The sequence below is a fragment of the Pelagibaculum spongiae genome, assembly GCF_003097315.1.
GTDB lineage: Bacteria > Pseudomonadota > Gammaproteobacteria > Enterobacterales > Pelagibaculaceae > Pelagibaculum > Pelagibaculum spongiae.
Genome location: NZ_QDDL01000016.1, coordinates 1 through 15,649 on the forward strand (window position 1 = coordinate 1; position 15,649 = coordinate 15,649).

At 39.6% G+C, this 15,649-nt stretch carries 10 protein-coding genes; 5 read left to right on the forward strand and 5 right to left on the reverse strand.

Annotation, left to right across the window (positions count from 1 at the left end; translation table 11 throughout):
* Positions 1-274: 274 nt before the first annotated feature.
* Complete coding sequence (locus DC094_RS21055; RefSeq protein ID WP_116689101.1) at positions 275-559, reverse strand: helix-turn-helix domain-containing protein; 285 nt, start codon at positions 557-559, stop codon at positions 275-277.
* Between the two features lie 1,324 nt (positions 560-1,883).
* On the opposite strand from DC094_RS21055, the gene DC094_RS21060 reads away from it, so the two are divergent.
* Positions 1,884-3,326 carry an alpha/beta fold hydrolase gene (locus DC094_RS21060; RefSeq protein ID WP_116689102.1) on the forward strand — a complete coding sequence of 481 codons (1,443 nt, stop codon included), beginning with the start codon at positions 1,884-1,886 and terminating at the stop codon, positions 3,324-3,326.
* A 306-nt stretch (positions 3,327-3,632) separates the two neighbouring features.
* Here DC094_RS21060 and DC094_RS21065 read toward each other — a convergent pair whose 3' ends face one another.
* Together DC094_RS21065 and dgt are read right to left on the reverse strand one after the other, a co-directional pair.
* Positions 3,633-3,917: a helix-turn-helix domain-containing protein gene (locus DC094_RS21065; RefSeq protein ID WP_116689103.1), complete on the reverse strand. Its 285-nt coding sequence runs from the start codon at positions 3,915-3,917 to the stop codon at positions 3,633-3,635.
* 77 nt (positions 3,918-3,994) lie between these two features.
* Positions 3,995-5,455: a dGTPase gene (gene dgt, locus DC094_RS21070; protein WP_206605722.1), complete on the reverse strand. Its 1,461-nt coding sequence runs from the start codon at positions 5,453-5,455 to the stop codon at positions 3,995-3,997.
* Between the two features lie 380 nt (positions 5,456-5,835).
* Here dgt and DC094_RS21075 point away from each other — a divergent pair, with 380 nt between their 5' ends.
* Entirely contained in the window at positions 5,836-6,312 is a 477-nt protein-coding gene (locus DC094_RS21075; RefSeq protein ID WP_116689104.1) for a pilin, read from the forward strand.
* A 61-nt stretch (positions 6,313-6,373) separates the two neighbouring features.
* Here the strand turns inward: DC094_RS21075 and DC094_RS21080 are convergent, their stop codons facing one another.
* Positions 6,374-8,101, reverse strand: a complete 1,728-nt coding sequence (locus DC094_RS21080; RefSeq protein ID WP_116689105.1) for a CRTAC1 family protein — start codon at positions 8,099-8,101, stop codon at positions 6,374-6,376.
* 289 nt (positions 8,102-8,390) lie between these two features.
* Between DC094_RS21080 and DC094_RS21085 the strand changes: the two genes are divergently transcribed.
* A complete protein-coding gene (locus DC094_RS21085; protein ID WP_133245653.1) occupies positions 8,391-8,825 on the forward strand; it encodes a TlpA family protein disulfide reductase in 435 nt (144 codons plus the stop codon).
* Positions 8,826-8,829: 4 nt separating this feature from the next.
* Here the strand turns inward: DC094_RS21085 and DC094_RS21090 are convergent, their stop codons facing one another.
* Positions 8,830-9,357, reverse strand: coding sequence for a DUF4124 domain-containing protein (locus DC094_RS21090; protein ID WP_116689107.1), 528 nt, complete (start codon positions 9,355-9,357; stop codon positions 8,830-8,832).
* A 514-nt stretch (positions 9,358-9,871) separates the two neighbouring features.
* Between DC094_RS21090 and DC094_RS21095 the strand changes: the two genes are divergently transcribed.
* Positions 9,872-12,373 carry a heavy metal translocating P-type ATPase gene (locus DC094_RS21095; RefSeq protein ID WP_116689108.1) on the forward strand — a complete coding sequence of 834 codons (2,502 nt, stop codon included), beginning with the start codon at positions 9,872-9,874 and terminating at the stop codon, positions 12,371-12,373.
* A 368-nt stretch (positions 12,374-12,741) separates the two neighbouring features.
* Positions 12,742-15,648 carry a tandem-95 repeat protein gene (locus tag DC094_RS21100; protein ID WP_116689109.1) on the forward strand — a complete coding sequence of 969 codons (2,907 nt, stop codon included), beginning with the start codon at positions 12,742-12,744 and terminating at the stop codon, positions 15,646-15,648.
* Position 15,649 lies beyond the last annotated feature (1 nt).

Consider the following 15,649-nt stretch of genomic DNA (forward strand, 5'->3'; position numbering starts at 1 on the left):
CAAGTATGGGAGAAATCAAGGCAAATTTTTCACGGGTTACATCGCTGGGATAAGGCTGTCTTTCGGACATCAAAGGCTGCTACATAAGTACTTTGATTGTAATTATCTCACAGCATAGAGATTCTAAGCAGGTTCTTAGGTACATGTTCATGATCAACTTCTGTTAGTATTTAGCGCTTCTGAGTGTAGTTAAGGAATTAGAAATTAGTTAATTTAAGGTAGAGTGAAGCTAGGAAGTGAAAAAAATAGCACCTGCTATATTTTATCCTTTGCACTAAAGTTCTAAAACATCCTTTATTTTCTGCAGGTTGTTTTTGATCCATCCCTTGTTAATAGCGCCCCATGACGTTATCGAATAGCTTCTATTTATGGTGCCGCCTGCATCGGTGCACTCTATATCTAATTCTGCAAGCGCTTTAATAGTATCTTGCAAAGTGCGCCTAGGCATTCCGGTTGTTTCTAAAATGAGTGGTGGCGTATTGATACCAGTATCGATCAAATGAGCAACAAGAAGCCTACGGTAATAGCTTGTTTTTGTTTTACTAGGTTTGTTTGTCATTTTAGTGTTAAACCCTCATTTTTAATCGTAGCGATATTGGTAGCTGCTGCTCGATCGAATAGTTTATAAGTTATCTAGCGATGCAATATTAATTGTTCAGCTTCAACATTATGATAAGATCTGATTAAGATAAACTGCATATTCCATTTCTGATACGATGGTTTCAGGTAATATAGATATCTATTAATACATACCTATCAAGTGTCTGGCGAGACGGTCGACTTCGGCTCAAGCATTGTGCCTTGGGTGCAAATGAAGGAGTTAACGATTAATTAATTTTTACTACATTACAAATACATTAAATTAACGGATATTATTAGACATTTTATTGTCAGATAATGAGAGGGCTTCTATGTAACAATCAATAAACTCCATTGGTCGGATGCATTGTTTGACAGATTGCTCTTAAGCTTTTTAGCAATCTATACTACTGTATGTTTTTTTGTGGATGTACAGGTTAAAGGATAAGTGCAATACACTATACGGTAGTTAGAGTCAGCTTATATCTGTTAGAGGGCAAGCATATGGTGATTTCTTGTCAGCTGTTATGGTTTTTTACTCTGCGTAATTTTAAATATATTGAAATACTCAAGAAACTTATACCTCTAACGCCCTTCTGCTTTATTCTCTAATTTTAAAATTAAAACCACTGGCTTCTAGCTGTTATAATCTAGCGTTTCGCTTGAAGAATTAAGTGAATCGTACTTTTGGAGTATCGCTGCAGAAGCTATACAATGTTTGTGATTAAATGCCACTTTATGCTTATGGTGAAATGTCATTGTTTGGCGTTCAATGTTGATGTAATTTTTAGAGCTAGTCGGAGAATTAATAAAGCAGCCATGCTTTTTAAGTAAAAATATTTAAAAAGTATAGTTAGTAAAGGATATGCGCTATTTTTTTTGTATGATTTTAGTTGATGCGAGTGAAAAATAAAACATAGTTTTTAATCAAAATCAGTAAGCTCTTTCTCGGCAGAATGCTAACTGCTAGCAATAGATGTTGACTTGTACTTAGCTTTCAAGCTGAAACACGAACCCACTGATAGTAACTTAACACAATACTTTTTATTTAAACGATTTGATTGGGTGTAGATTGAAAGTATTCTCGACATTTTCTGAATTTCTTCCATCCATGAGATTCATACTAAAGCCAAATGCAGGAACTCAATTGCCATAGGTGGCAACTCAGCAGTAATGAATTAAAAAAACAGAAACAATTTAATTTTATTGCTACTTACATTAGTACTATTGCTCATTGGAGCTAGTCAGCGCTTGTTCAGTTTGACGAATGTTTTTTCATTATTTACCAACGAAGGATTCCACGTATGAACAAAAACCACATAAAGTTAATTGCATGTGCAATAGTTGCAACCAGTGCATTAAGCGCTTGTAGCGATTCCTCTAAAACAGTCACTAAGTCCTATAGATCAATTGATTGTGAACAAATGCTTTCAACAGAGCAAATGGCTTCGTTAACACCTAGTTCAAGTTGTGGTTTTCTTAGCGTACCAGAAATTCATGCAATATACGGTGAGCCTGCGTCAGAGAAAAATATTGAAATAGCAGTTGTTAAATTAGCATCAACCTCTAGCAGTAAAAAAAGCGATCCAGTAGTTTATCTTGAAGGCGGTCCGGGTGGTAGCGCAATTGCTAGCATATCTCGAATTGCAAGAAGTGCGACATTTCTGGATGAAAGAGATGTCTATCTTGTTGATCAACGAGGGACTGGTTATTCAAGACCTGCACTATTTTGTACAGAATATTCTGGTGAAGCAGGCACGCCAGATGAATTAAGAGCATGTAAAGCTAGGCTTGAAGGTTTAGGTGCAAATTTGAATGCTTATAATAGTATTCATAATGCAATGGATTTCATTCAATTAAGGAAATCTTTAGGGATTCCAGAATGGAATATATACGGTATTTCTTATGGTACGCGTCTAGCGACAACAATCATACGTGAAAATAACGAAGGTATTCGAAGTGTTATTTTAGATGGTGTGTTTCCAATAGAAGTCAATGGTCTTTCTGACACATCATGGTCAAACTATGAATCACTCAATCAAATATTAATTAACTGTAATAATAGCACCGATTGCTCGGCTATAGAGTTCTATAATACTGTCGAAAGTATTCTTGCACGTATGCATAATGCAGGCATGATTGAAGAGAGTCGAGTCTTTATTCAAAACTTAATTAATTTTTCTGCCGAGCCAACCATTACTGATTATTTGTCTGCGGTTAATGCAGATATAAGCAGCTATGCTTTAATTTTAGAGGAGGATGAATCCGAGAGTGGAAGTGAAAACATTTTTTATAATGCGATGGGCTTATCGACAGTGTGCGCGGAAGAGTATTATTTCCTTGGTCAAAGTGTATTAAATGATAATAGTGAAGGCTGGTCAGAAGCAGCACAAATAACAATAAATGGCATGTATCATATGGGATTTGATGATATATCTTGTGAAGCGTGGGATGTTGCAGGTGCTAATGATATTGAAAAACAAGCTGTTTCTAGCAACTTACCCGTATTAATACTAAATGGTACGAATGATACGCAAACGCCTGTCGCTTGGGGCAATTTAGTTGCTCAGAACTTAACTAATTCACAGAGTGCAACAAACCCTAGAGGTGGTCACGGGCAACTGTTTGCTGATGAAGCTTGCTTTGAAGAACTTGCTAGTGCTTTTATTAAAAACCCAAATCATATAGTTGATCAAAGTTGTGTGTTAGATATTCCAGCTGTTTCTTATGATCCTCTAGATAATTAGGGATAATTTATAATCCTTATTTAATCTATGGTGTTAATTGTTTGGTTCAGATTGTGGGCAATGTTTTAACTACTTTAATATGACTACAAGGAAGTAGTCTGCTAAGGAAGAAATATCGATTGGTGATAGTGCTAACCTAAAATAAAAGATTTTCTTACATGTTTTTTTTGATTCTTTTCGCATGTTAAAAGAACATTTGAGTGTTTTTTCGAGTGATTGAGAGTCGGAAATCTGAAGCTGTCAAAACACAGTTTTTCTGACTAATTAGTTGTAGGCTCATTAGTTACGCAAAATTTGTTCTTCGCACTAAAGTTCTAAAACGTCCTTTATTTTCTGTAAATTACCTTTAATCCATTCTTTGTTAATAGCGCCCCATGATGTTATCGAATAACTTCTATTTATGGTGCCGCCTGCATCGGTGCACTCTATATCTAATTCTGCAAGCGCTTTGATGGTATCTTGCAAAGTGCGTCTAGGCATGCCGGTTGCTTGCAAAATGAGTGGTGGCGTATTGATGCCAGTATCGATCAAATGCGCAACAAAAAGCCTACGGTAATAACTTGTTTTTGTTTTGCTAGGTTTGTTTGTCATTTTATCTTTTAGTCCTCATTTAATAATTGTTATTTTAATCTTGATCTAACTTGATTCAATTAAAATCAAAATAGTTTTTATCCGCTTGCACTGATATTTTGAAACTCGGCCATGGCAAAGTGATCGGTCATGCTGCTGATATAGTCGATGACTAACCTGGTTCGGTAATAAAACTCCAACAACCGATCTTCTTCTGAGGCTGTTGCTTTTAATGTAATATTGGCGGTGGCTGTGAGGTAAGCGGCTTTCTGTTTTTCAGAAATTTTGTGGAATAACCGAGTTTCAATGATCTTGTGCTTTAGATTATTTTCATTGACTAAAAGCTGGAAATCTGTAAAAGATAAATCAAGCAATTGACCGTATGTTTTTAACAAGCCAGAAATAATTGAAAATCCTTTCAGTTCTAAATCTTCCACTTCTGGGCAGCTGTAGACTTTGCGTACCGACACATCGCGCAAGCTTTCTAGTGCGCAATGGTATTCATCGTGGCCATCGAGTAATGATTCATCCAACGTGCCGTCGAATACTTGTTGGTGGTGTTTTAAATAGCGGTCGGCGGAGTATTCTACCAGATCATTAACCAGCTCGGTACGCAGCGTTAGAATATAATGATGGCTGCTGTCGCTATTGTTTTTATATCTTTCTTGCGCTTTATCGAGGATTTTATAAAAGTAATCGGTTTCTAATTTATCCGATGGTTTTTGTTGACTAAGCTTTAACCATGAATTTCTTAGTTCGCTATTTAATGCCTCAATCGATAAGATTCCTTTCGTCACTGCGTCGTCTAAATCGGCAATGCAGTAAGAAATATCATCGGCGGCTTCCATGATATAAACCAAAGGAAAACGGCAGCCTGGAGCGATAGATAGCGCTTGATTAATTTTTTCGATTAATGGTAATTCAGAAAAATAATAACCAGGTTTCTTCTGTCGATAGCCAAACTGGCTGCTCTTATCTGGTTTGGCTTCGGCAGGTGTTCGAGTGTATTTAATGATGCTAGCTAGTTGTGTCAGGCTTAGATTGAGAGTTTGTAAACTGTGCAAAGTTCGCAGGCCTTGGGCATTACCCTCAAAAGTCAGCAAATCATCCAATAGCTGCTGCTTTAACTCACTGTCATCGAATTGAGCAAAGCAAGCTGTCACTTTTTCTGCCGCCCACAAGTTAATGGCTTCTTCACCAAAATGGCCAAAAGGTGGGTTGCCGATGTCGTGTAATAGGCAAGCAATCTCGATACAACTGACAAAACCTTCAGAAAACTCAAGAGGAAAATGGTTATCTGACTGCTTAGATAGCTTCTTTAGGATAGTTTTGGCGATGTAGCGGCCAACTTGCAACACTTCCAATGAATGGGTCAGGCGGCTGCGAATGGCGGCGTTAGTCTCTAGTGGAAATACTTGGGTCTTTTGCTGCAAGCGCCGCACTGCCGCTGAGTTGAAGGCTCGGCCACGATCGCTTTCCATCTCATCATTGAAATCGCGAGGCTCGGTGATGCTTGAGCCGCGAAAACGAGTGGATTTGAGTTTTAGCTGATAGTCCATTGTCGCTATCCTTTGATATTCTGAAACCATTGTCTGTCTATTATCTGTCATGTCAATAAAAAGCTAGCTTTGAGGGGAACTGAATAAGTATTGGCTGTAATCAGAAAAGGAGGTCGGCCAAGTTATTTTAAATAACATTCTCCTCATTAGTTGCTATGGCTGCTTATTAACTGAACGAAACTAAATGAAAGCTTTGTATAATGATTGGATTAATATTTATGAGTCCTATTAAGAAATTTATAATTTTTGTTTGTTATTGGTTGTTTAATAGATAAATAACTAGGGCTGTAGGTTTTTATAAAAATAATAAGATAGATGTTTGATAGGTATGGGCTTATGCTTTTTAGGTGGTGTCCTGTCTTGTTCTAATTAAAAACATTATGAATAAATACTCTGGTTTAACACTTATCGAGTTAATGTTGGTATTACTTGTAGTAGGTTTTGTTTCTATTTATAGTTTTCTGGCTTATGAAAAAAATTTGAATCGTGCTCGATTTTCTGAAGTGCTCAGTGAGATTTCATCAATAAAAATAGATGTAAACGAATTTGCTGCAATGCATTTACGTTTTCCGTCGATGGTTGAGCGATTTTATGGAAAAGATTACAAGTTTTATCAACGTGATATTTTCATGAGCACTTGGTCTTCTGATGATTTGTATGTTATTCAGATTAAGATTTTGGACAATGGATTTGTTGAACATATTCAGTTTTATGGGAAATTATCGCCACTTCATCCAGGTACTATATCTTGGAATTGTCTGGTTGAATCTCAAACGCTCGGTGGCCCAGGGTCGGCTAGGTTTGCACCTAATTCATGTGTGCATCAAAATGTATTTGTCTACGAAAATAAGCCTTAATTTATCTGTACGCTATACACTTCTTTAAAAGCCATCCTTGGCAATAATTTATATCTGCTAGTTAATTACTAATTGCAGTGCCTGTTCCCTGGTTAAGCGTCACGCTTTGGTTTTTATTGAATGATCCAAAGCTTTCTTTGCTGCCATCGGCCCAAGTAACGCTGATTTGAGCGGCTGTCTCTCGGGCAAGGCCAAAGGTCGGCCATGGTGAATCTGATGATGCAAAGCCGGTACCGGCATATACGCGCTGGGTTTGCGTGCCAGCTTTAGTGGTCACTTGAATTTTTGCGCCGACAGCAGTTGCTTGGCCATTGGAAGGCTGAAGCTTCACCGTGACAGAATTGAGATTATTACCTTGATTTTCTAATAGAATGGGGCGACCTGAATCGACAACGGTTGTAGTACCCGGTGGGACAAAACGTTCGGTTTTTACCAATAGATCGACAAAACCATCGTTATCGTAATCTGCCTTAGATACCCCTGAAGTAACGTTTTGACGTAAATCGCCGCCGCTCTTTTGTTGGCTTGCCTCATCAAAGCCACCATTTTGATTATTAATAAATAAATAACCTGGATTAGCAAAGCGGCCGACTACACCGAGTATTGGAATGGATCCAGTGAAAAATAAATCCTGATAGCCATCGTTATTTACATCAGCAAAAGTAGAGCCCCAGCTGAATTCTCGCTCGGCAAGACCTAATTGATCAGCAACGTCGGTATAAGTATTATCACCATTATTTAAAAATAAGGCATGCTGGCGGAAGTCTTGAATAGGATCATCTGCTGGGTCAGAGATGCGTGTAGACTGGGCAAAGTTACTGGCAAAGAAATCATCATCGCCATCGTTATCGATATCAGCAAAAGAAATACTCATCCAAAAGCCAGGCAGATTAACTCCGGCTTGTACTGCAACATCAGTAAAGGTGTTGTCGCCATTATTTCTGAATAACTGAATGGGCGTGGGGCGAAACTGAACATCGTTGCAGTTACCGACATAGATATCCTGATCACCATCGTTTTCGTAGTCATTGAATGCAACGCTACACGCGCCAATTCCTGAACCTAAACCGGAGCTTGCTGAAATGTCGGTATAAGTTAAGTCACCGTTGTTCAGATATAGTTTGTTGTCATGCTGATTTGCTGGACCACCAAAGAGCCCACTAGGAAGCAGCGGATTAAGGGCGGGAGCGAGATCTAAATGCCCTGGAGAAGAGACAAACAGATCGAGCAAACCATCGCCATTGATATCAGCCATTGCGGCAGAAATAGCCGTTTCAGCTGTTTCAACACCTGCACTAGCAGCGATATTAGTAAAAGTGCCATCGCCATTGTTATGGTACAGGAGATTGGGTGACTGCTCGGAAAAAGCAAAAAATCCTTCGCCGGAAGCAAACAGGTCGATATAACCGTCATTGTCGATATCGCCAGCAACAACCGCAGAGTTACCCCCGTTACTGGTTAAGCCAGCCTGTGCCGTAACATCGGTAAATTCACCATTATTATTTTGCAGTAGTGCATTGGAAAAGCCGATGCTGTTAGTTAAATATAAATCCAAGTCACCATCATTGTCATAATCTAGCCAAGCTGAGCCAGATATTCCTTCGCCACTAATTTGATTAGGTTGAGCAAAGTTTACGGGAGCAGATTGGCGGTTAAAAGAAGACAGCTTGTCTGAAACATTGTTTAATGTGACAGATTCGTCTGAACTGTGGTTGTCGCAGCCTGTCAGAGCGAGAGCAGAACCGATGCTTATTACAGCAAGCAGTTTTTGTTTCTGTTTTTTATTCATTTAACAAACCTTGGATTGTGTTCATTAGTTATTGGTGAGATAAAAGCTTTTTTTGAGTTTTCATAATGATTAAATGTCGCATTTATATTTTGACCAAATCAAACAATATAGGTTCACGGTTTTTATAAACAAATACCTGTTATTATATTTTGTTTTTTATGATGCTTTGTAGTTTTGATAGTTTATGAGTTTGATAGTGAGAGGGAATGGTTAGGTGAAATTAAAATTTAAAAAGTATTTTTTCGAAGTATTAATAGTAGTTATTTTGTTTACAGGTCTCAGTATCTGGATGAGCAGAAACATGCTGGATAGTGGCGTGCAGATTCCAGCACAGCAGTTACCCAATTTGAGTGGTGAGTTGGTTGAACTGCAATGGCCGTCAGAATCAAAAAGAACATTGGTTTATTTTTTCGCGCCTTGGTGCACTTTTTGTAAAGTCAGTATGCCGGGTTTGAATTTTCTTTTACCCGATTCTGACCAAGCTGCAAAAAAACTAAATGTGATTGCGATAGGGCTGGATTATCAAAGCCAAGAAGAAGTGCAAACATTTATTGACGGTACCGGTTTTACAGGGCAGGTATTGCTGGGTAACCGGCAGTTAGCCCAGCAGTTTCAAGTGCAGGTTTATCCGAGCTATTACATTTTGGATCAAAATGGTGTGGTGTTACGGCGTGATCAAGGGCTGAGCACACCGCCGGGATTGTGGTTGCGAGCAAATTTGTAGATTGCTAATTGATGCATCGTTTAGGGTTGTTATATTGATTCATGCAGCGATAAATAGAATTCTTATAACTCGTTAAATCAGTTAAACATTGGTTATATGAAAGGCTGCGTTTTAAATTTGTCAATTGGTGGATTTGAGTGCGGTATTTCTTTTGAGTAATTTTATAATACTTATGCTGGTGCAATAGGTATTTCATTTTTTTATCGATGGATTTTTTTGTATTTTTTATAATTACATTACAGTTTGGTTGATTTTTATTTGTAGATTTATAATTGCGAGAATTTGGTTGGTTGTTGAGGGCTGATTGAGCCCAAGTGCGATTTCTCTTTGCTTGCTTTTTTTGCTCGCGAATATTCTTTCTGGCGGATTGCGGATCTGATTCAACATACAGTTTATTCGAAGGAGTGTTGCGAGGCTTATTGCTGGAAAAGTGTTTAACACCTTGTTCATCTGTCCAGGTGAATACTTCTGCCGCTGGTAACGATGTGCAAATCGCAATAGATGCAAGTAAAATAATCTTTGCAAGATTCATAGTTTGAATAGCTGTGGCTAGTTACAAGGTTTATGCGGTGTACCTTGCTATTGTTGCCGGATAAAAACAAGTTTTATGTTGATTCAGTTGGCGGTTGTTGCTTAGTATTTTTAGGCTACCAGCAATGAAATAAATGCAAAAATTGCGATACAAAGATCTAGCGGCATTGTTATGAGTGCCCCCCAGATAAGGGCGCTAAACATTATGGATTTGAACGCTGTTGTCGTTTGTTCAGGTTCAGATGCCGCGGATTGATAATGGCGGCTCCATTCATGCTGCGGCTCTAAATATCTCTCGCTGGTCAAACCACTTCCTATTTTGTAATGTTATATCCTTGACATCGATGCCATTTAACTTGTTATAACATATCAATATTTGTCGAATTCTGTTGTTATTTGATCCGCCGCAGACTAATTGCGTCAAAAAGGTGTAAAAGAGTATCTCAGGGGTTGCTTTTACTATCTTATGAATTATCATTCATATGAAATTTAATTCATAAGATAGCGGTGACATGATGAATGGCGGAACAAGTTGTTGCTCAAGTAAAAGCTGCTCGGGGGCTAACTCAATAAGCGCCAGCGCTACTTCTCAATCCAAATCCAAATCTGTAGCGAGCCGTTCCAGTGCTGTAGGCAATCATGTCGCAGCGGTGAGTAAACCTAGCTTGGGCAAGATTTCTGCAATTTCTGCTTTGTCGACGCCAGGCAAATCAGCAGATGATTTGCCGCGCCAGCAAGCGAGTGCCGGGTCAGAAGATAGTTGTGCCAGCTCGGATTGCTGTAGCGGAAACAGCAACTATAAAGAGCCAGATTTAGATGCTGCTGAATTAAAAAAAGCCGGTGCCAAGTTTTGGTATGTCGCCGGAATGGATTGTCCTGCTTGCGCCAGTGCAGTTGAAAACGCCTTAGCAAGAATTACTGGCATCGAAAAAGCCGCTATTTCCTTTTCTACTCAAAAACTACAAGTCGTTTTTGCCGATGGATTTAACGGCAATCCCGTTGTGGAATCTACGGTAAGCGGTCTCGGTTTTACCCTTTCTAAAACTAGAATTTCTGCCGATCAGCAACCTAAAGTTTCTTGGTTAGTTCAATATCAACAATTAATTGTTTTGGCGGCACTCATAGTATTGGGCTTGGTGTTAGGTGCTGTTTTACCGACAGAAAATGCAATTTACAGTAAAGCAATGTTGGTTTTGGCGACGCTTTGGGGGTTGATTCCTGTCGCCAAGCAAGCAATTGAACTGGCTAAAACAGGCAGCCCCTTTTCGATTGAAACCTTAATGACGATTGCTGCGTTAGGCGCGTTAATTCTTGGGGAAACCTTAGAAGCCGGCATGGTGTTATTACTGTTTTTAGTCGGCGAGCACTTGGAAGGTTTGGCGGCCAGTAAGGCTCGTCAAGGTGTTGAAAGCTTAATGGCTTTAAGCCCCGACCAAGCTTGGCGAATTCGCACTACTGAAAATGGCGAAGAGAAAACGCAAGTATTAGCCAGTGATTTATTGCCTGGCGATATTATCGAAGTGCTGCCGGGTGATCGATTGGCCGCTGATGGACAGTTACTCTCATTAGCTGCAAGCTTTGATGAAAGTGCATTAACTGGAGAGTCTGTGCCAGTAGACCGAGTTGCTGGAGAAAATGTTCTGGCTGGAAGCTTAGCAGCTGACCAAGTAGCAAGGCTTAAAGTCACTTCAGAGCCAGGTCATAATGCGATTGACCGAATTTTAAAATTAATCGAAGAAGCTGAAGAAAGTAAAGCACCGATTGAGCGGTTTATTGATAAATTCTCCCGCTGGTATACCCCATCAATTATGCTCTTTTCAGCATTAGTGATTGTTATTCCTCCAATATTTTTTGCTGCCGAATGGTCGGTTTGGATTTATCGCGGCTTAACCATGTTATTAATCGGTTGCCCATGTGCCCTGGTAATTTCTACTCCCGCTGCGGTGACTTCTGGTTTGGCTCGAGCGGCTAAACAGGGCATTCTAATTAAAGGTGGTGCGGCATTAGAGCAGTTAGGTTCGGTTAAGCAAGTTGCTTTTGATAAAACAGGAACACTGACTCAAGGTAAACCGCAGGTTGTCGATCTGGTTGCATTTAATGGTAATGAGCAGCGGTTGCTTGAATTGGCCGCAGCGGTTGAATCGGTATCTCGCCATCCACTAGCTCAAGCGGTCGTTGCTTATGCAAAACTTCAACAGATTGATATTCCACTTGCCGAAAATGTTGCAGCTCAAGCAGGTAAAGGAGTTTCCGGTCAGGTTGAAGCACAGAGCATATTAATTGGTTCTCCGGTGCATTTAGCTCAGAAAATTAACCAATATGACCAGTTTGCAGCAAATCGCTTGAATGTTGCCGGTGCTAAAGTAGTAACCAGTGCAAGCGAAAAAATTGCGGAATTGGAAGCGCACGGAAAAACGGTGATTGCAGTCGTTAACCAAAGTGCCGCTGATGATCAGCAATTATTAGGTGTGATTGCGATTAGCGATACTTTACGACCTGATGCAATTAAAGCGATGGAATTGTTAAAGCGGATGAATATTTCCAGCGTCATGCTAACTGGAGATAACCCTCGTGCTGCAGCAGCCATTGCAGGCACTTTAGGCATAGATTTCAGAGCAGGTTTGTTGCCAGAAGATAAGGTCGCCCAAGTTCAGCTGTTGCAGGCAGCGTCACCGGTTGCAATGGTTGGTGATGGTATTAACGATGCTCCGGCGTTGAAATCAGCACATGTTGGTATCGCAATGGGACAAGGCACCGATGTGGCATTAGAAACTGCCGATGCCGCACTGACCAATGATCGGGTAACTGACCTAGCATCGATGATCGATCTATCTCGAGCAACGTTACAGATTATTCGCCAAAATGTAATATTTGCCATTGGTTTAAAAGTAGTTTTCTTGGCCACCAGTTTGTTTGGTGTCACCGGCTTAATGCTGGCAGTAATTGCCGATACTGGAGCAACTGCGTTGGTAACGCTGAACTCATTAAGATTATTACGACGAAAACGACTTGAATAATGAGCTTCGCAGGCTAGCTATTTTTGAAGAGCTGACTTTTGATTTATATGGGAAGTTAAAAGCTGGAGTTTACTCCGGCTTTTTTATGTGCTTAATTTAGCTAAACATTTATTTTCTAATTAGCTAATGTAGTCAATCATGATAGTGGTTGACGTACTTCTCTAAATTGAAAGTTGGTTGCAATGCAAAGATTAATGAAAAATACAAGTTATTTATAATATCAACAATGCCTGATAATATGTACCTTCTCGATCCTACCAGAAGATCGTAAAATGCTAATAACAATATATCGCCATCGAAGCAAATTGATAATTTAGAAATATTAAATATTCTAATATTATTGATTTATAAAAGAAAAAAGGGTGTTTATGAAAGGTAAGTTAGTAACAGTATTCTGTTTGCCGCTTTTGTTGTCATGCGGCGGCGGCGGTGGAGGAGGTTCGGAAGATAAGAGCAATCAGCCACCTCAAGTTGATGATGTTAGTATTACTTTGAATGAAGATAGCTCAGTTAATGGGCAGCTTCTGGCAACAGATCCTGAAAATGAAAGCTTGAGCTATTCATTAGGTGATTTGCCTACTAAAGGCACGGTATCAGTTAATGACGTAACCGGTGCCTTTGTTTTTATTGCAACTAAAGATGCTTTTGGTAGTGATAGTTTTAGTTTGAATGTTTCTGACGGCACGAGTTCTGTTTCAGTCACGGTTCCGGTAACGATCAATCCAATTAATGATGCGCCAAAAACACTGTCGATCCAGCAAACCTTTTCAGGAACTGAAGATCAGCCAGTTGTAGGAACGATCAGCGCATCGGATCCTGACGGCGATATCCTTAGCTACACCATGTTGCAAAATTCCAGTAATGGAGAAGTCACGCTAGATGGAAATCAGTTTAGTTACATGCCAGCAGCTAACTTTAACGGCGCTAGCAGTTTTACCGTCAAGATTTCTGATGAATTGGTATCGATAAATAAAACGGTGCAACTACAAATTGCTCCAGTTAATGATGCGCCTGTTGCCCAGCAGAGCATTCTTTCATTAGAAACGGGTCAAAATCAGCCAAGAAACCTCACGCTACCTGTTATAGATGTTGATGGTGATCCGTTGTCAGCCGTTGTTAAAACAGCGCCAAAAAATGGCAATGCCAGTTTTAATGGGCTGCAATTACTTTATTCTCCAGGTGATTTCATTGGTACTGACCTGCTGATTGCAACGGTCAGTGATAGAAATATTTCGTTAGATATCACCATCAATATCACAGTGACCGAAGCCAGTGAACCGCCAGTGATTAGTAGAAATCAAGTATTCGATGCAAAAGATGGTCGAATTGTTCAAGGACAAATTCTGGCAACCGATCTAGATAGTCGTAATCTAATATTCTCTTTGCCTGCGCAAAACCTTGCGGGTAATTTTAATTTAAAGAGTAACGGATCATTTGATTACACTTATAACGGATCTAGCGTTGTGTTTGAAAATATTTTAGTGAATGTTTCAGATGCGACCAGCACGGTAAGTGGTTCAATACGGATCGATATTACATCAGATCCGTTATATTCTGAACAATGGCATTTAAATAATACTGGACAGAGAGCTTACTCAGCGAGCTCCGGCGTGGTTGGCCAAGATATTAATATTGATGATTTACACCAAAATCAAAATAACGGCAGCGGTATTTTCGTTGCTGTGGTTGATACGGGTTTAGAGATTAACCATCCAGATTTAAAAAATAATGTTATTTCTGGTAAATCAAAGAATTATAGCTCGCCAGTCAACTCAGACCCATCACCAACAAGCAATGGAGGTGATCATGGAACGTCGGTTGCCGGTTTAATTGCTGCCCAAGCCTATAACAATATTGGTGGGCGAGGCGTTGCGCCTAACGCTTCGATTGCCGGTTTTAATTTTCTTTTAAGAGAAAACCAAAGCATATCTAACTTGTTAGATAGTCATGGTGGAGCAGCAACGGCCGATGCGCGAGTAATTAATCAAAGTTTTGGTAGTAGTTTTTTGTCACCGGTTCCATTTAATACTGAAAATCATGATGTGGTTGAAGCACAATTTATTGAAATTACATCGAATAACTCAGGAAGAGGAATTTCTTTTATAAAGTCTGCTGGCAACTCATTTTGTCGAATTTTTAATGCAGATCAACTTGAGTTCAGTGGTGTTACGCCTGATTTTATTTATTGCCAAAATGCTTTTTCTGATAATACAGAGGTAAGGCGATTAACTGCTCATGTTGCTGGCATAGAGCCAATGAGTTCTAGTTTTTATGAAACAGTGATTTCGGCATTAAATGCAACAGGAACCTTGAGCTCCTATTCGTCGGTCGGCTCATCGGTTTGGGCGACTGCACCCGGTGGAGAGTACGGTTTTAACCAACCAGCAATGATTACTACTGATGTGCAAAGTTGTAATCAAGGTTATGCAACTGACCAATCTGAAGCGCCATTTGATCGAGGCCTTAGAGGTGATAATTCAAGCTGCGATTACACTTCTACTTTTAATGGCACTTCTTCTGCAGCCCCCGTTGTTTCTGGAGTATTTGCATTAATCTATCAAGCAGACCCTTCTTTAAGCTGGCGTGATGCTAGAGATATTGTTGCTCGAACTGCGACTAAGGTTGATGCTAATTTTCGGCCAGTTATTTTAAATAATGGCGGGTTATCCATCACCGCTGAACCCGGTTGGCTGGCTAATGCTGCAGGCTTTGACTTTCATAACTGGTATGGTTTTGGGCGGGTAAATGCCAAAGCTGCAGTGACTTTGGCAAAAAGCAGTAGTTACCAGAAACTACCTGTATTGAAAAAAACAGGGTTTATTACTGCATCAACTAGAAACATAACCATTGCAGAAAACAGCGTTTTGGGCGCAGAAAAGCAAATTAATATCACCAATAATTATACAGTTGAATCGATTCAGTTGAAAATTAGCATTCAGCATCGTCGAGATGCTGACTTGATGATTGAAGTGGAATCACCACAAGGAACTAAAAGCGTTGTAATGACGCCAAGAAGTTTATTGGTTTATGATCTTTCGGATGACTATTCAAATTCAGATTTTTTTGGTGATTACAAAGACACAATACTGCTAAGCCATGCATTTTATGGTGAGAATAGCCAAGGTGTTTGGAAAGTAAGGGTTATTGATACTAATTCGGGTGCTTTCCGATTTTATATAACGAACAATTTTGAAAGACCTGTCTCTGTTACTCGATCTAATAATTCCAGCCCAGGGCAATTCCAGCAAGCGGCGATTAAAATATACGGTCACTAAG